This is a genomic window from Methanobacteriaceae archaeon (genome assembly GCA_013403005.1).
Classification (GTDB): domain Archaea; phylum Methanobacteriota; class Methanobacteria; order Methanobacteriales; family Methanobacteriaceae; genus Methanobacterium.
Map to the genome: position 1 here is coordinate 1 of JACBOA010000023.1, position 17,622 is coordinate 17,622.

A 17,622-nucleotide genomic window follows, 5' to 3' on the forward strand; every position below is an offset into this window, starting at 1 on the left:
CCTAAAAGTGTTAAGCGTTTAATGAAGATTAAAAAGGGAGTAATGTCACGTATAAATATCAGAATTGATATTTGGAACCAAAGAAAAGTTTTTGATGGTTATCCCCCAAGTTTTTGACAGTCCCAAAATGTGTGTATAAGAAATATTTTTAATTAATGGAGTACATAAAGTTAAATGTAGGTTAAGAGAGGAGATTTGATGGTTTACTGTCACAACTGTGGAAGAAAAAATGATGATGATGCAGAGTTTTGCTCCAAATGTGGGGAGCCTTTAAAAGATGTTAGCGACTATGGTGGTCGTCGCCGGCCTAGATACCGTGATGATAGATATTATCGTCAAAGAGAGGAGTGTTTTGGACTTCCGCACGGGAATATGATTGGACCTTTAATTGCAGGAATTGTATTAATTTTATTAGGTATAGCTGCATTAACAGGATTCCAAGATATTTGGACCTATATCTGGCCTGCCATTATCGTGATTGTAGGTATATTGATAATAGCAGGTGCAATATACGGTAATCGAAAAAAAGAATAACTAATGGGTTACCTTTTTATTTTTTATTTTAAAAAATTTTCAGATTTAATTTTATTTCCTATTTATTTAATTTGTATCAATTCTAGAATATTTATGAGATTCATCTTTAATACTTATTTAAATGCTTATTTTTTGTATTGATACAACAAAATTAATTAAGACATCAAATCAAATAAATTTCTAATATAATCCCTCAAAATTCAAATTCGTTAGCAGTTTACATAACTAATAAAAAAAATAGAGCTTGTAGTTATTGGAGAGTTGTAGCGATATTTGAAAAAAATCGTTCCCCTGTTTTGTCCTTTTATGGTTAAGAACCATAATAAACGAATTTAGATTTTTATAACAGCCTCATAGCTGTTTAAATTAATTGATAAACATTTGAAAAATAAAAATATTGGGTAAACCAATGGCACTACTGTTAAGTTTTTTTAAAATTGTTCCTCCTATTTACAAAACTAACAAATCTTTTTGCATCCCTTTTTTTAACATCTTTTAATAAAATTTCACCATTGGAATATGTGATTTTTAGGGTCCTTTTCCTTGAAGCCAACAATTCACTGGCAGTAGCCAGCAAACCATCGATAGCAGATTTTTTGGGAATTTCATTTTCTTTTACTTCTGTATCATCCACATATTCCTTTACACTAATAATATCATTTAATGGGATAAATTGACCATCATCAGTTTTAATTCCATCAGGAAGAATTTTGATGGAGTTTTTCAATCCACCTTTAATTACATAATATCCTTTAGTTTCTAGTATTTCCAGCAATTCTGTAGCCAGTTTTATTTCTATTCGTTTAGATTGAGTAGTTAAATCTGCTTGCTCCTCTTCAATGGTTGTTCTTCCATCATTGCTACCAGATTCATCTTCATATGATAGGGAAATATCTTCATCTTCAGTAATCTCGGAATCTCTTTGGCTTTGAATACCAGATTCAATCTCTATTTCACTATCTAATTCGCTTTCTACTTCGGGGTTATAATCCAGACTATCAGAATAATTTAAATGCCCACCACATTCACATTCACTGGAGAAATCCTCTGGTTTTTCTCCGGGTTGAAGTTCATAATAACCTCCACATTTATCACAGATTAAAAAGCCCATATAAGAAACTCCTTAGGTTACATCTATTCATAATAACAATTTACCTACACGTAACTTAACAATTGAATTTACCCTTAGTTGATTTACTTGTGATCAGATTATTAGTATGTGTTAATAAATCAGATGTTTTAATTATAATATCTGTTTTATTAATTTTTAAATTTCTTATAATTCTTCATATTGATATTCATAGATACAACTAGATTCTTTCTGGCAATTAATACACACACTTTCATGGTAATATAGAGAAACCTCAATTCGGGTTATAATCCAAATAATTATGAGGATAATGAAATAAAGTTCCATGAACAGGTTATTTTTAGTTTTTAAAATTCCTACCATTATAAAAAACGACCCCACAACCAGTGCTAGGTTAGATATAAATTTAAGCTTGTTTTCTAGATTAATAAAAATTATTGAAAACAAAGATACGAAAACCAGTCCAGCTCCAATCCAAAAAAAGGTTTGAGCATATATGAGGGGTAATCCAACATAATAATAAATTAAACATCCCATAACAGCAATTAAAGCCCCGAAAAATAGTCCAGTGCAACCTGGACAGTATTTTTTCCCATTGAAGTGGATTATGTGTTTTTCAAATTGGTCACAATCCGGATGATGACCTTCAAATCTTATATTTATATTAGGAATGTTAGAAATTGATTTAAATCTATTATGACTACTTATAGGTCTGTTAAAGCTGTTGATAGGACCATTTAAACTGGGTTTATTAATTTTTTTATTCTGTTTATGTTGAAATTGCATTAAATTCTGGCAAATTCTGGGATTGGTGGCTGCTATCATTCCCATAATACATATTACTACAAATGCTAATAGAATTATTGGTTCCTGAACATCATAATATGTTGGAGAGGGAGGCGACCAGAGGTAAATCGCTAGGAGGAAAAAAAATCCTGAAAAAGAACAGAAAATTAGGAAAAAGTTATATTTGGTAAAATTTTTTATCATGATTTTAATCTCAATTATCAATAAAGATCCCTCAATGCTTGCAGGAGGCCCTGACCTGCCATATATCGATATGTCTGTCGTTTGAACTTATTTCGTGATAATATTCCACCTATTCTTCTCCCTATACTTCCATAAAAACTTCTGTAACACTGATAGAGTTCTTCCTGGACTTCATTACGAGTTAAGTGTTCAGTGGGCATAACAGCATGGACCATGTCATAATTTCCCCAGTTATAATCCTCAAGCCATCCATTCCTTCTGGCTGTTTCAAAGAGTTCTGTTCCAGGGAAGGGGGTTAGTATCATGAAGATGGCAAGATCTGGATCTACATAGTTTACAAAATCCCGCAATTTTTGAATGGATTCATGAGAATCCTGCCTATCCCCTGTGATTAGGGTTGCCTGGGAAAATATATCATTTTCTTTAAGGATATCCATGGAAAGTTTGGAATCAGATGCCCGGGTTCCCTTATTATAATTTTCTAGTATGTGATCATCATGACGTTCCAATCCAGCCATTATCCAGTAATTACCTGCCTTTCGCATTTTAGGAATGTTCTCCTGGTTTCTTATGATATCATCACTTCTAGCTTGAAGGAACCAAGTTATATCTTCAGACAGTCGTCTATTTATTAAATCGTCACATAAATGGCTGGTTCTTTTCCCAAGACCCAGATTATCATCGGTGAGCCAAAAAAAGGTGATACCATATTCATTGTATATATGTTCTATCTCATCAGCTATTCTTTCAGGAGATTTGGATCGCCACTTACCTCCCCAGTATTTCCATTGGGAACAGAATGTGCATTTATGAGGACATCCACGTGATGCTTCCACCAAAGCATATCCTGCACCCTTATAGGCCATCATTTTGAAATTATATTTATTCATATGCTCCTGGACAAAATGATAGCCTGGAAAAGGCAGATCATCCAAGTTAGCGATGAAAGGACGGGCTGGATTGTGATGGATTTTGCCATTTTTTCTAAAGGATAATCCCTTAACATCTGTAAGATCTCGCTTCTCATTTAAGGATTTTACAAGTTCATATAGGGTTACTTCTCCCTCTCCTCTTACCACAAAATCAATTTCAGGATACTTTTTTAGACTTTCATCTGCCAGAGCAGTGAAATGCTGACCACCAACTACAGTTTTAATATTAGAATTTACATTTTTGGCTATTTCCAGTGTTCTTAGTACTGTGAAAGTGTTACACGTTGCCAGAGCACTGCAAACCAGCACATCTGGGTTGACAGATTCAATATGGCTTTGAAGTTTACTCCAACCATAACCCATTGCCTGGGAATCAAGCACTTCAATGTCCCATTTATCATTTTGTGACTCTAAATAGGCTGCAAGTTGAAGTATTCCCAGTGGTGGGGGCATGTATTCCCCCATTACAAACCAGAATATCTTAGGAGGTTCAACAAATAAGATTTTCATTTTTTTACTTCCAGTAAATGAATGATACAAATAATAAACCAGTAATAAATTAATTTAACAATATTATAATTGAATATGGGTGAACTTTAACAAAAATTGTTTAATTACTAAAAAGTGTCTGATAAATGTCTTTAATAGGTCCATACCGGGATTTCTTTCCATTCTGCATTGAATGTTTTAAGTGTCTGGATGATCATGGATGAATTAAATCGATCCACCATCAAAACTCCTTTTCCTAATTTCTGGGCCTGAACCTTCTCCACCAGACCAGGATACTCTTTAACAATTCGTTCCCCATCCTTTCGATAGGTGGATATACCGCCATAAAGTGCTCGGTTGAGTTTATTACGATTATTCTGGTTCATTTTAGTGGTGTCATAGGCTAATATCATACGTGACTTGAGCTTTAAGTTTTCTGCAGTTACTTCAACTGCTTTACCATGAAGTAGTACTCCTTCTCCACTTATTGCTGCTTTAAGTTCAGGGTTGTTTGCCAGCTCATCTAGAGTAATCTGTTTAATTTCGGATTTTACCCGGGCCAGATTATCAACTTTATCCATAGAAGATTTAACTTTAGCACTGTAAATAACGATAAGTCCCATATCACTGAGGCTATTAGAATCTGAAAAGCCCACATAAAGTATAGCTATGACTCCTTTTAATTTTTTAATTTCCTTTGTAAGGTTTACAGCTTGCTTAAAATCCATTTACCTGATCCCCTTAAATTAGTACATTTCAATCCTCTCTTGTACTGTTCGAGTTTAATTTTTCACCGGGAGTAAACATTTGCCTGTGCTTTCATGGAGTGAAACTTCAATCAAAACATTCTTGTTATATTAGTACACCAAATCATAAGTATGTTTTGATAAGTGAATTAGTAAGATTTAAACGTAATTTTGAATACGTAATTTTTAATATTGGTTATAAAAAATGAAAGTTAATATGTTGTAAAATTCAAAAAAAGATGATTAAAAATTAGGGACAGTCAATTTCTCTCCAGAAAGGTTTTATATCCAAGACTGGTGATTGGTCTAAGGCATCAAGCCACCTTACAGTTAATTTATTCCCTTCTTTTTTAACCAGTTCTACTATACATAAACCCAGGGGATTAGGCCTCACTGGAGCCCGAGTTGAAAACAAACCTCTCTTTTCTGTCTTCCCATGAGGAACAACCTTTAATGACACTGGCCCAGCTCGATCCATCCAGTAGATTACTATCAAATTTTTACAGTGTTCAACACCTTCCAGTGCTTCTTGGTAATCTTTAAAAATAGTAATTGTACTTAATTCATCCGAAAATCGTCCCTGATGAGGAGAACCCTTTTTTGTTTTAAATGATGAATTAACCACACCTATAGCCTTAACTTGCATTTAAACCTCTTAAGAATATCAAAATAACCAGGGGCTTAACTTTTTTTATTCGATATGATTTTTAATTTCACATTGTGTCAAAAGTGATGTATAGTAACTTCATGAGTTCTAGAACTTCAAGATATATGTTATAAAAAAATGAAGTAACCCTAAATCAAAATTTATCAATGGAGAATCCCGCAGGAGTTGATTGAATGGGGAGTTTTGGTTGGATCCTGCGGGTGTAATTTTAGGGAGGCAATTAGTATATATTGCTATTGCTTCTCCATTGATCGTGGTTTAATAAAGTATTTGCACATAAGACTTGTATAACATCCCTTATATAGATTACGGAGGGTCCAAAAATATTATCTTACAATATTAAGCAATAATAACAAAAAAAATTTTAGAATATAATTTTTTTAACATATCACAAGTTTGATTCACACTACCAATTATTTTATAAAAAACTAAAAATAAAATTTCTTTTCATAGACGAAAGATCTCAATGAACTTTATAAAATGTTATTACCTTTTTTTGAACTTTTTTCACTGAGATTAACAGTTTATGTGACTTATATCAAAAAACTGCCAGAAGTAAATCATTTTTCAACATTTAGTTATGTTATAATTATCCAAAATTAATCGAAAAAATGGTCTTCGTTAATCAAATCAATATATAGGACATGATAATTCTTCTGGAGGTTCTCTGAATGATAAAATTACTTTCAAAAGGGATAGAAGAGTTAATATACCTAAAATTACAGAACCCGGAAGTAAAGTTCCTAAAAATCCAGTTAAAACCACTAAAAAGATTATAACATAATAGGGAATTCTAAAGTATAGTAGAACCTTGCTTATGCATTCTTTCCAGTTAAAAGAGGATAGGAATATTAAACTAAGGGATACTAGAGCTAAACCAAGGGATAGACATAAAAGCCAAACTTCACCAGCTGGCATAACCTCCCATGAATCCAGGATTAAAACATGTTTAATTCCAATGGCAGTGCCTGCAATTCCTAATAAGAGTGGAAAGTGAGCATATAACCATAACTGATACCTGCCAATTTCTTCACCTTTTTCTTCAGCTCGGGCTTCAGCTCCTCTGGCTTCTTCGAAATATCCCCACCATATACTGAATGCTATTAGGAGTCCCAGGATGCCTATGATTCCATTACTAATATTTAAACCTGTATTTCCAATAAGATAAACAACACCTACCACTGTTTCTCCTATAAGGATAATAGTTAACAGTCCAAATCTCTCTGGGAGGTGAGTGGGATGGAGGGGAAATTTTTTATGGAATTTACCTGCAGATAAAGGAGTTGCCAGATCAACAATAATAGCCAATATCCAAAGAAGGAATCTCCAGGGTGGAGGGACGAATGCTGATAAAACCCAGATAAAAGCTGCTAATCCAAAACCAATACTATAATGGTGGGTGAGGGGACGAGTTTCAGGTACGTTTTTACCAGCTCTTACATACTCTGCCACTAACATGAACCTTAACAATGCATAGAATAGAGCGAATCCGGGTCCTGTTGAACCTAAAGCATCTTTTGCATTAATGGCCATGAAAGCAACAACAATCATCTGAGCCATGGTATAAAACCTATGCATTAAATCATCAGTACCAAATCGGCTGAGATAAATGGTGTGACCGAGCCAACCCCACCATATTACAAAAAATAGGGGTACAGACTCCAGGAAAGATGTGAAAGAATAGCTAGAATTTATATCTAAAGCCAACAATGAAAATGCTGCCACAAAAATAAGATCAAACAATAATTCTAACCAGTTGGCATGTCTTTCCTCCTTTTCATCTTCAAAATATAACCTGGGTGGTTTTATGAGATCTTTCCTGAGCTTCATGATATTAAACCATATTTGATGATTATTCTCATTTATAACCATTAATTAATACATTCAGTCAATCACTTTTTTTACTATTATTTTTAAAACAAGATGATATTAATTATTGGAGATATTATCAGCTAAATTTTGTTAGCTATAAATTATTTACACTTATAACAACTTGTTTAATTCCAACTTGTTTAATTTTTTTTATAGTTCCTTTATTAATTAAATTTATTTTATCCGTTAATATTTTTAATGAATTTTTATGGCCATAAACTTAATATTCTTCTTGATAAAGCTTGAATAAATTATTTTAGCAGCTGTTGAAAAAGAATTTGTGATGAAGTTTTAGGAATTAATTCATATTTTCAATAAAACATATATTTAAATAGAATGTTGTTTTAAGATGTAATTAAGTGAATTAAGGTGATGGGTTCTCACCAGTGCACTAATTGTTAATACTGATGAGAATTTGTTAAGAGGAGTTAATAAATTAGCACAGCATTGAATCTCATGCCTTTACACCGCCTCCGTAAGACATGGCATGGCAACAGTCACTGGGGTCATAAGACCTCAGAGACTAACTTTTTTTAACTTTTAACGAATTTTATGAATTTAAAATATGTATTGGCTATATTATTATATCCATCGAGAATCCAGTCCACATTTTCAATCTAAAATTAAAATAAAAAAATTTATTTATTATGCTGTTTTAAGATGGATTAGGGTGAACTTATGACTGAACACAGTAAACAAAAATACACAAGTTCCATGGATGTTGTGGATGAAAATGGTGACATCTTAGGGGCAGTGTGTGTTACGCCATCCAAGGAGATTGGTAAACGAGACATCCTGTTAATGGATGAGAAAACAGGTACGCAATCTGTCAGAAGCACCACTGAACTTATAAACATGCTTTCTAAAAAGAAAGTTCCTTTCCATGAACGTAAACTTGTTTTAGATTTTTTAGCTGAAAGACTCAGAGTTTTAGAACAAGAATTGACCCTCAAAACTTTGAAAACATTAAATGAAATCAAAGACAAATACTAACTCTTGATGCCATAAAAAATATTCTTTTTATACTTTGAAATCTGGGAGGGGGTTAAATTCACCGGGAAGAGTCCAGCAAAAAAACTTTCTCCAGAGATTGCAGAATTAATTGGTATTATTGATTTTTCACCCATTCCCCAATTTGTGATTGACAAGGATCATCATGTTATCCACTGGAACAAAGCACTGGAGAAGTACAGTGGAATCAAATCTACTGATGTAGTCGGCACTGATAATCATTGGAAAGCTTTTTATGACCAAAAAAGGCCATGTATGGTGGATTTACTGGTTTCAGAAGACTTCGATAGCATTCCTAACTGGTTTCCCAATAATCGCAAATCCGAACTGGTGGACGGAGCTTACGAAGCTGAAAATTTCTTCCCAAACCTGGGAAAATCTGGTAAATATCTGCATTTCACAGCAACCGCAATAAAAAATTTTAATGGGGAAATTATAGGCGGTTTAGAATCATTTGAAGACATTACTAAACGTAAGCTAGCTGAAGAAGAGTTGAAAGTAAGTGAAAAAAAATTCCGAAGTTTGGTTGAAAATCTTAATGTGGGAGTCTACAGAAACACCAGCGACTTAGAAGGCCAATTTATCCAGGTTAACCCTGCACTAGCCCGGATGTTCGAGTTTGATTCCACCAGTGAGATAATGGACATAAAAGTATCTGACCTTTACATGAATCCTACAGATAGGAAACTGTTTCTAGAAAAGATAAACAGGGAAGGTTCGGTAATTGGCTTGGAATTACATTTGAAGAAGAAAAATGGTGATCCTTTATGGGTTTCTGTATCTGCACAAGCACACTATGGCAGTAATGGTTCCATTGACTGGATTGATGGAATTGTAGAAGATATAACCCACCGGAAGATTGCAGAAAAAAAACTGCAAAAAAGTGAGAAAAGATACCGTTCCATTGTTGAAAACATCAAAGATGGTTTCTGTATACATGACTTTGACGGGAACATCATAGATTGTAACGAAAATTTCGCCTTGATGTTCGGTTCCACCACAGAAAAACTACTTGGAACTAATCTGAATGATCTGGCTAGCTCCAAGATCCAAAGTAAAATTAACATTATAAAACAGAATTTAAAAGAAAAAGGCATGGTTGAATTTGATGCAGATCTCAAAGATGACCAACACAAAACAGTTTACTATAATATCAAATCCAGTGTTGTTTCGCTTGAAGGTAATGGACGTGTGCAGAGTTTTTTCAGAGACATCACCAAGCGCCGGGAAATGGAATTAGTATTACAGGAAAGCGAGAACAAAGCACAGAAACGTTTGGCTGAGATTGAAGCCATATATAATTCTGCACCAATTGGTCTATGCGTACTAGACCGTGAACTGCGCTATGTACGTATCAATGAACGGATGGCTAAATTTAATGGTTTTACTCCCAGAGAGCACATTGGAAAAACTATTTATGAAATGATACCCGATATGGCCAGCCAGGTGGAGAGAGTGGCCAGAGAAGTTTTCCAAACTGGAAAAAAAGTCATGGGCAGAGAATTCAGTGGTTTCACCTCTGCTCAACCCGGTGTACTTCGCACATGGATAGAACAATGGTATCCAATCAAAGATTCATCCAATAATGTCATAGGAGTAAATGTAGCAGCCCTTGAAATCACCAGTATTAAAAAGACAGAAGAAGCTCTTAGAAAATCTGAAGAAAAATTACGCCTGGCGATTGAAGGTGCGGATGCGGGTATGTGGTTTTGGGATCTGGAAAAAGGCCTGATGGAATGGACTGATCGCTGTAAGAATATTTTTGGTATTAACCCTGAAACCAGGATGTCTTATGATATTTTTTTAAGTGCGGTGCATCCTGATGATCGGGATGCTGTTGATGAGGCCACTGAAAAAGCCCTTAATGAGGGTGATGAGTTTAAAGTTGAGATGAGAACCATCTGGCCTGATGAGTCCATACACTGGGTTTACTCCCTGGGACGTGTGTTTTATGATGTTCAGGATACTGCTAAAGAGATGATGGGAATTGCAATTGATGTTACCGATGCCAAAATAGCTGAACAGGAACTTCAAGAAACACTTGAACAGCTTAAAAGGTCCAATGCAGAGTTGGAACAGTTCGCTTATGTGGCATCCCATGACCTTCAGGAACCTCTTAGGATGATAACCAGTTTTCTGCAGCTACTACAACGCCGTTATGATCACCAACTTGATTATGAAGCAAACGAATTCATACAATTCGCAGTTGATGGTGCCACCAGAATGCAGGAAATGGTTAATGATTTATTAGCTTATTCACGAATAGAGAGAAGTGACAGAGAATTTGAAGACATAAATACTGAAGATATAATTAAACAGATTATCTTTGATTCTAAAATTTTGATAGATGAAAACAATGCCCATATAACTTACGATCATCTGCCGGTGATTAAAGCAGATTATCCTCAACTGGTTCAGGTTTTTCAGAATCTCGTAGCTAACTCCATTAAATACAATGACCATGATGAACCAACAGTTCATATTAGTGCTGAAAAAGACGGTAATTACTGGATTTTTAAAGTAGAAGATAATGGCATTGGCATAGACCCTACTCACGGTGACCGTGTTTTTAAGATCTTCCAGCGATTACATGCACGTAATGAATATGAAGGAACTGGTATTGGACTGGCTATTGCAAAGAGGATAGTTGAAAGACACGGAGGTAAGATCTGGTATGACTCCTACCCTGGAAAAGGGTCAAAGTTTTACTTCAGTATTCCCCAGGAAGAGGTGCTCTTATGATATCAAATGATACTAACCAGATAGAAGTTCTATTAGTAGAAGATAACCCGGGAGATGTGCGTCTAATTCAAGAGGTATTCAAGGAAGCTGAAATTCATAACACTCTTCATGTGGCAATAGATGGTGAGGAAGCAATGGACTTGCTCCACATGAAAGGAGAAAACCCTCTCAATAGACTTCCCGATCTGATATTACTGGACTTGAACCTGCCGAAAAGGGATGGGCGGACTGTTTTGAAGGAAATAAAAAAAGATGATCGTTTGAAGTGCATCCCAGTAGTGATATTAACCAGTTCAGTCAGGGAAGAGGACTTGATTGAAGCTTATAAAAACAACGCCAACTGCTACATAAAGAAACCTGTAGATTTGAATCAGCTCATCAAAGTTGTTGAAAATATTGGTGATTTCTGGATGAACACAGTAAAACTTCCCCCAAGAAAATATTCCAGCCATTAAGGTGATTCTTTATGATTAATAATACCATCCATGTACTTCTGGTAGAAGATAACCCTGGTGATGCTTCTTTGATCAAGGAAATGTTTAAAGATATTCCTAAAATTCATTTTAAAATAGTTCATACTATCCGTTTACAGGATGCAATTAACATAATAAATGCACCAAAAGGAGTGGAAGGTTCATCCTTGGAAAAAATTGATATAGTTCTTCTGGATTTACAACTTCCAGATAGTGATGGTATTGAAACCTTTAATCGTATGAATAGTATTGCACCGGAAATTCCCATCATCATTCTCACTGGACTGGAAGATGAAGAATTTGCCATAGAGATTGTGGGAGAGGGTGCGCAGGATTATCTGGTGAAAGGTCAGTTTGACAGCAGATTACTGGCACGTTCTATCAATTATTCCATTGAAAGAAAACAGATTGAAAGAAAATTAACTGAAAGTGAAGAAAAATACCGTTTAATGGTGGAAAAAACCCATTCAGGAGTATTTTTTGTAAATTCTAAAAATGAGTTAAGTTATGTTAATAAACAAATGGCAAAAATGTTGGGTTTCAGGGTTTCTGAAATGATAAACAAAAATATATCCAATTTCACCAATCCTGAAGGAGATAATTGCTTTCGAGAACATCTAGACAACATGCGTCATGGGACAGAGATCAGGAAAAAATTAGCTCAAACCTATGAATTAGAATTTTTAAACAGAAATGGTTCCAGTTTATGGGTATTAGTATCTACTAATCCCCTATACAATCAAAAAGGTGAATATTTAGGGGCTATATCAATTATGACGGATATAAGCTCACGAAAAGGTATTGAAAAATCATTAATTGACACCATGATTGAGAAAGACCGGGATTTCTTCTTAATAATGGCAAACATGGTAGAGGCGATGAAACCACTCATCCAAAAAAACCATATCGTGGAAGGTCATCAATTTAATGTTTATAAAGATAAATTCACTTAATAAGTGTTTAAAGCATTTAAACCGATTTTATTTTTATGTTGTTTAAAGCATCTCTGATGGTTAGAATAAAAAAATATGATTTCTTTAATAATAGAATCATGTTTTTAATTCCATAATTGAGCATTAAGAAAAATAGGCCATATAATCCCATATTCTTACATTTTTTACTCATATATTTTTTAATCCTATACTCTTGGATTACAATGGAAATACTATCTAAAAGTTTATATGTAAAATTGAACTACTAATTTTTTTAAGTCCCTTGGTGTAGTGGCAATCATGCGAGACTCTGGATCTTGCGACAGCGGTTCGACTCCGCTAGGGACTATTTTTAATATTTTTTTTAATCATTTCCAACATAACGCCATCTTTATCTATATGACGTTTTATGTACTTTAGTCCTATTAAATTTCTAATAAGACATTTAGATGAGACAAGATAATCCTAACACGCCTTAAATTCCATTGAAAGGTTATTAAGTTATCCTAATCCCATTAAATAATCATTAATTTAGAAAATCATTAATCAAATTTCGCTGATCAATCATTTTATTTTGACATTAATATATTATCTATTTTCAGAAAATATCAAAGAATTAGAACTTTCCAAGGAATAAAACCTGTCTATTCAATATAAAATCTAAAGATAATTAATTTAAAGATAATTAATTCTTATTTCATCTTCTTCTTGGCCATAACTTGAATTCATTGGGGGAAAAATCGATTTATACAAGTGTTATTATATGAATCTAAGGATCTGACTTCATGCTAAGGATAAAGTGAAGTGAATATGGTTCTAAGAACTTGATTATAAGAATAGATGATGACTATACAATTTACAATTTTAACCACTCTATTTAAGTAGGTAGATATGAATGAACATTTGAACAATTAAGTATATATCATATTAAAATAAAAAAGCTATGTACTGAAATTTTAAAACAATAGGTCCATAAACACCTTTAAACAATTTATAGGGATTTAAATGAAAAACAATGATTTCTGTGACATCCAATGCATAAACGAAAATACTGTAATGGATGTTAAATCAGAAATGCTCCAGGAAGAAACCTTTCAAACCATTTCTGAAAATTTCAAAGTACTGAGCGATCCCACCAGAGTGAAAATACTCTATGCATTACTACAAAAGGAGATATGTGTTTGTGATCTGGCTGCGGTTCTGGGAATGACTGATTCTGCAGTATCACATCAGCTTAGATTACTTAGAAATAAGAACCTGGTTAAATATAGAAAAGAAGGAAAAATGGCCTATTATTCAATTTCAAGCCCTCAAATAGTCGAACTAATAAAGATGGGATCTAAAAACGTAGATGAAATTAACCAAATAGGTCATAAAAAAAAGTAAATAATAGAAAGTTTTATTAAAATCAAGATTGAATGGTATAAAATCATAGAAACTTAACTCATAGAACACTCATTCACTAATTTCATAGGTTTTTATTGAATTCCCATACAACACTCTTTAGTCAGCATTAAGACATGGAAATAATCCAATTTATATTTATATATGAATTTTTTTAAGAATTCAGAGGACTAGAATGTTTTATAAAAAAATTCTGATATGCATAGAATCATACGGAATAAACTAATATGGCTTGGGGGAGGGCCAGTGAATTGGAAATGGGAATAAAAATAAGATTTCCAAAGGGAGAGGTAATTTAATGAAGTGGTCATTAGTTGCATTGGCAATATTTCTCATAATAGTAGGTTATGCATTTGTATCCACCATGAACGGTCCAATAACTCCAGAAGGGAGGCTTGCACTGGTAAAAGTTGCCAACCCGGACATGTATCCGGGTCACTTGCACTCGCAACTATTAGCAAAATTTGCCAAAGAAAGTGGTTCCAAATCAATTTTAGTAGTGCACTTTGCAGGTGATTCCAATTACCGTAACTACAAAGAAGGGGATATACAAATACTTGAACTTGCCTTTGTAGACACCCAGGGAACTGGTGCTGAAGGAGCAACCAATTACTTGGATTCTCTTAAAATAGCTTTATTCGGAGCTCCGGAGGGTCGTTACCAATATAAAACTGATGGGAAAGTTTTCACTAATCTGGATGATGCTTTGAACTATCTCTATGGCATAGCCCGGCAAAATGGCCAGCAAGGCCCCATACCCATGTACTGGCATGGGACTGCTCGTAAAGATAACCCCATGTTTGCGCAAGGATGTGGATTCCCACTGTTCTTTGATATAGTTAGGAAACAATACGGCATTATACCAGCATATGTCTATACATTTAAAGGGATGTTCTATCCTTACTTTAAAGACCCCTATGCAAACTTTGAATTGCAACATGCATCTGAACTGCAGAATTACTACCAGGAAGGTATGATTAACTTCAGATGATTTTATCATATTTTAATCAAACTTTCCTGGAAAAAATAATCCATTAATAAATGGGTTCTTTTTCCCTTTCATCCATGTTATCCTTTTTTATACAAAAAATATGTTTATTATTCCTTTTTTTCAAGTGCTTCAAAAATAAATCGGGGTTTGCAGCCATATTTTTTAATAAGAGACTTGATTTGTTCTTCATCAACCTCTTTGAATTTGTTTTTCACTATTTGCAAGGTTTCCTCTTGAGAATAGGATATTTTGATAACTTCAAAAAAGAGTTCAAGAATTAAAACCAGAATTTGTGACAGGAAATAAAAGTCCGTTAATAAATCGTATTTAACACCCCTAAAACGGAATACAAAGGCCGTCTGGATTACTACATTTATTTTGGAAAGTTCTTTCCTATGTTTCAAATATTCCATTAAAACACGATAATAAAAAGGTATAGTGTCAAAACCTTTATTTAAAGTCCACAGACTAAGTCCGACCTTATCTTTATCAATGAATTCCGAGTCCAGAAGATTGTCTGCCAGTAAAACCACATCATAGTCCTGAACTTTCTGGTAGACTTCATCATTAGTCTCAACCCCCAAATCCTTTCTGAGTGTCTGGTAAAATTCACTGAAAACCTGTGAAGAACTCATCTGGTCATCCAAAAATAAGGTGGGATCATAAACGTTCAGATCAAGACTCTTTAAGGCGGAATAAATATTGGCAGACTTCCCAGTACCAGGAGTTCCTATGATTAATACAAACCTTCCTTTACGGTTTTTCAAACTACGGAACATGCGGTAGATCTTTCGAAATGATCGAGTATAAACAAAATCTTCATTGTCCCCTTCAGATTGCACCTTATAATCTGCCATGATATTATATTATGTTTTTTCTAATAAATCCACTGTTAATGGATAGATGGATAACCTTGAATCATTAGGGGATTAAAATGGTAATGGAAATCATCATTTGAAGATAACAAAGATATTATCCCAGGAAATGTTTTATCCGCAAGTTTAATAATATAAATTGATTCATAGTATCTTAATGATTGTATCCAGATTAATAAAACAGATTAAAGTAAACAACTAACTCTGCCAAACAGATTAACCTTTAAATTATAAGATCAGTATAGTGGGTGTTCTTGTATGGAAACAGTTAACATTCTCATTGAGGCCTTGCCTTACATTAAAAAATTCCACCAGAAAAAGATCATGATTAAATACGGTGGCCACGCCATGATCGACGCGGCTGCCAAGAGCTCCACAGCCCGTGACACAGTACTATTAAAATACGTGGGTATGAAACCCATGGTAGTTCACGGTGGAGGTCCTGAAATTTCCCGTTCCATGAGCAAACTGGGAAAAGAACCAAAATTCATTGGAGGGCTTCGGGTTACAGACCAGGAAACCATGGACATAGTGAAGATGGTTCTGGTTGGGAAAATCAACACCGAAATCGTGGCTAACATAGGCCTGCATGGAGGTAAAGGAGTGGGATTGTCAGGGAAAGATAATTTGCTTCTCAAAGCTCGTAAACGTTCTCCTCAAGTAGTGGTTGACCAGGAAACTGGTAAAGAACAGATGGTAGATCTGGGATTGGTGGGTGAAATTGAATCCATTAACCCTGAGATTCTGGATGTTTTAACCGAAAACAATTATATTCCAGTTATTAGTCCTATTGGAGTTGATGAGAAGGGTAAAACCCTTAATCTAAACGCTGATACTGTGGCTGGTGAAGTTGGAGGTGAGGTTGGGGCAGAAAAGCTCATAATACTCACAGATGTGCCTGGAATCCTTCAGGATCCTTCCGATCCAGACAGTCTTATTAAAAAAGCCAGAATTCAGGAAGTAATGGAACTTATTGATGATGGAACTGTTAAAGATGGTATGCTTCCTAAGGTCTTAACCTGTATCAGTGCCCTGGAAAATGGAGTTAAATCAGCCCATATCATTGATGGTAGAGTGAAACACAGCATATTGCTGGAGATATTCACCAAAAAAGGTATTGGAACCATGATTACTCCATAGAATCATTTTAAAAATGATAAAAAAATTCTAATACGTACTCAACTAACTACAATTAGTTTTTATCTTTTGATTTTTTTTAAAAAGCTTAATAAAAAAATTTAGGCGTAAAAAAAGAGGTCTTAATACCTAATAACAATTGAATGTAAATCATAATTACTATTTAAACATAATTTACTTAAAGAGGAGTCATAAATGAAAATAGCCATTGTAACTGACGGTCCATATGGTGAAAGGGCTTATGCCACCATAAAAGAAGAATTTGATTGTGATTACATTGTGATGGAGTCACCTACATCATCCTTCATGGATGAAATAGATCTTCCAGCAGAAACCATGGCTGAACTGGAGAAAGCAGACATTGTTTTAACCTATGTTTTACACCCGGATCTGACTCTGGAACTGGTGGACGCCCTGCACGACCAAGTGGAATGGATAATTGTAGGGGCCTGGAGAGGAGATGGATTCAAAAATCAACTGGAAAGCTATGGTAATGTAACCTGTCCAGAGAATATGTGCGACCTTACTGAGAACGGTAATCCTGTTTTTGATGAATTCGTATCCAAATTCGGAAGGCCTGTGGTTAAAGTTAACTGTCAGGGAGATAAAGGGCTCTGTAAAATATTGGTGGGATTTGATTTTTATATTTTCTTGTTTTTATTTTTCATAAAGTTGCATATTGTGTTTATTCTGTAAAAATAAAGTCGTAAAGTTAATATAAAAGTGGGAGCAAATAT

General features: G+C 34.3%; 16 protein-coding genes and 1 tRNA gene. 10 read left to right on the forward strand and 7 right to left on the reverse strand.

Annotation, left to right across the window (positions count from 1 at the left end; genetic code table 11):
• Positions 1–198 precede the first annotated feature (198 nt).
• The gene (locus HVN35_11190; protein ID NYB53106.1) at positions 199–534 is read left to right on the forward strand and encodes a zinc-ribbon domain-containing protein; all 336 of its coding nucleotides are present in this window, start codon (positions 199–201) and stop codon (positions 532–534) included.
• Positions 535–955: 421 nt separating this feature from the next.
• Here HVN35_11190 and HVN35_11195 read toward each other — a convergent pair whose 3' ends face one another.
• The 6 genes from HVN35_11195 to HVN35_11220 all read right to left on the reverse strand — a co-directional run bounded on the left by HVN35_11195 (position 956) and on the right by HVN35_11220 (position 7,278).
• Positions 956–1,645, reverse strand: a complete 690-nt coding sequence (locus tag HVN35_11195; GenBank protein ID NYB53107.1) for a hypothetical protein — start codon at positions 1,643–1,645, stop codon at positions 956–958.
• Between the two features lie 165 nt (positions 1,646–1,810).
• Positions 1,811–2,632, reverse strand: a complete 822-nt coding sequence (locus HVN35_11200) for a restriction endonuclease (protein NYB53108.1) — start codon at positions 2,630–2,632, stop codon at positions 1,811–1,813.
• On the reverse strand, positions 2,632–4,056 hold the full coding sequence (locus tag HVN35_11205; GenBank protein NYB53109.1) for a cobalamin B12-binding domain-containing protein: 1,425 nt from the start codon (positions 4,054–4,056) through the stop codon (positions 2,632–2,634). The genes HVN35_11200 and HVN35_11205 overlap by 1 nt, the downstream gene beginning before the upstream one ends.
• 131 nt (positions 4,057–4,187) lie before the next feature.
• The gene (locus tag HVN35_11210) at positions 4,188–4,763 is read right to left on the reverse strand and encodes a hypothetical protein (protein ID NYB53110.1); all 576 of its coding nucleotides are present in this window, start codon (positions 4,761–4,763) and stop codon (positions 4,188–4,190) included.
• Positions 4,764–5,031: 268 nt separating this feature from the next.
• Entirely contained in the window at positions 5,032–5,427 is a 396-nt protein-coding gene (gene tsaA, locus HVN35_11215) for a tRNA (N6-threonylcarbamoyladenosine(37)-N6)-methyltransferase TrmO (GenBank protein ID NYB53111.1), read from the reverse strand.
• Between the two features lie 651 nt (positions 5,428–6,078).
• Positions 6,079–7,278: a low temperature requirement protein A gene (locus HVN35_11220; protein NYB53112.1), complete on the reverse strand. Its 1,200-nt coding sequence runs from the start codon at positions 7,276–7,278 to the stop codon at positions 6,079–6,081.
• A 720-nt stretch (positions 7,279–7,998) separates the two neighbouring features.
• Between HVN35_11220 and HVN35_11225 the strand changes: the two genes are divergently transcribed.
• The 7 genes from HVN35_11225 (at position 7,999) to HVN35_11255 (ending at position 14,873) form a co-directional block, all read left to right on the forward strand.
• A complete protein-coding gene (locus HVN35_11225) occupies positions 7,999–8,313 on the forward strand; it encodes a hypothetical protein (protein ID NYB53113.1) in 315 nt (104 codons plus the stop codon).
• A gap of 39 nt (positions 8,314–8,352) precedes the next feature.
• Positions 8,353–11,073 carry a PAS domain S-box protein gene (locus HVN35_11230; protein ID NYB53114.1) on the forward strand — a complete coding sequence of 907 codons (2,721 nt, stop codon included), beginning with the start codon at positions 8,353–8,355 and terminating at the stop codon, positions 11,071–11,073.
• Positions 11,070–11,528, forward strand: coding sequence for a response regulator (locus HVN35_11235; protein NYB53115.1), 459 nt, complete (start codon positions 11,070–11,072; stop codon positions 11,526–11,528). Before HVN35_11230 ends, HVN35_11235 begins: the two co-directional genes overlap by 4 nt.
• An 11-nt stretch (positions 11,529–11,539) precedes the next feature.
• A complete protein-coding gene (locus HVN35_11240) occupies positions 11,540–12,499 on the forward strand; it encodes a PAS domain S-box protein (GenBank protein ID NYB53116.1) in 960 nt (319 codons plus the stop codon).
• 256 nt (positions 12,500–12,755) lie between these two features.
• A tRNA-Gln gene (locus HVN35_11245) sits at positions 12,756–12,827 on the forward strand.
• A gap of 656 nt (positions 12,828–13,483) precedes the next feature.
• Complete coding sequence (locus tag HVN35_11250) at positions 13,484–13,864, forward strand: winged helix-turn-helix transcriptional regulator (GenBank protein ID NYB53117.1); 381 nt, start codon at positions 13,484–13,486, stop codon at positions 13,862–13,864.
• A gap of 316 nt (positions 13,865–14,180) precedes the next feature.
• Positions 14,181–14,873, forward strand: a complete 693-nt coding sequence (locus HVN35_11255; protein ID NYB53118.1) for a hypothetical protein — start codon at positions 14,181–14,183, stop codon at positions 14,871–14,873.
• Between the two features lie 107 nt (positions 14,874–14,980).
• On the opposite strand, the gene HVN35_11260 is transcribed toward HVN35_11255, so the two are convergent.
• The gene (locus tag HVN35_11260) at positions 14,981–15,730 is read right to left on the reverse strand and encodes a hypothetical protein (GenBank protein ID NYB53119.1); all 750 of its coding nucleotides are present in this window, start codon (positions 15,728–15,730) and stop codon (positions 14,981–14,983) included.
• A gap of 276 nt (positions 15,731–16,006) precedes the next feature.
• On the opposite strand from HVN35_11260, the gene argB reads away from it, so the two are divergent.
• Together argB and HVN35_11270 are read left to right on the forward strand one after the other, a co-directional pair.
• Positions 16,007–16,888, forward strand: coding sequence for an acetylglutamate kinase (gene argB, locus HVN35_11265; GenBank protein NYB53120.1), 882 nt, complete (start codon positions 16,007–16,009; stop codon positions 16,886–16,888).
• A 192-nt stretch (positions 16,889–17,080) separates the two neighbouring features.
• Complete coding sequence (locus tag HVN35_11270; GenBank protein ID NYB53121.1) at positions 17,081–17,581, forward strand: hypothetical protein; 501 nt, start codon at positions 17,081–17,083, stop codon at positions 17,579–17,581.
• Positions 17,582–17,622 lie beyond the last annotated feature (41 nt).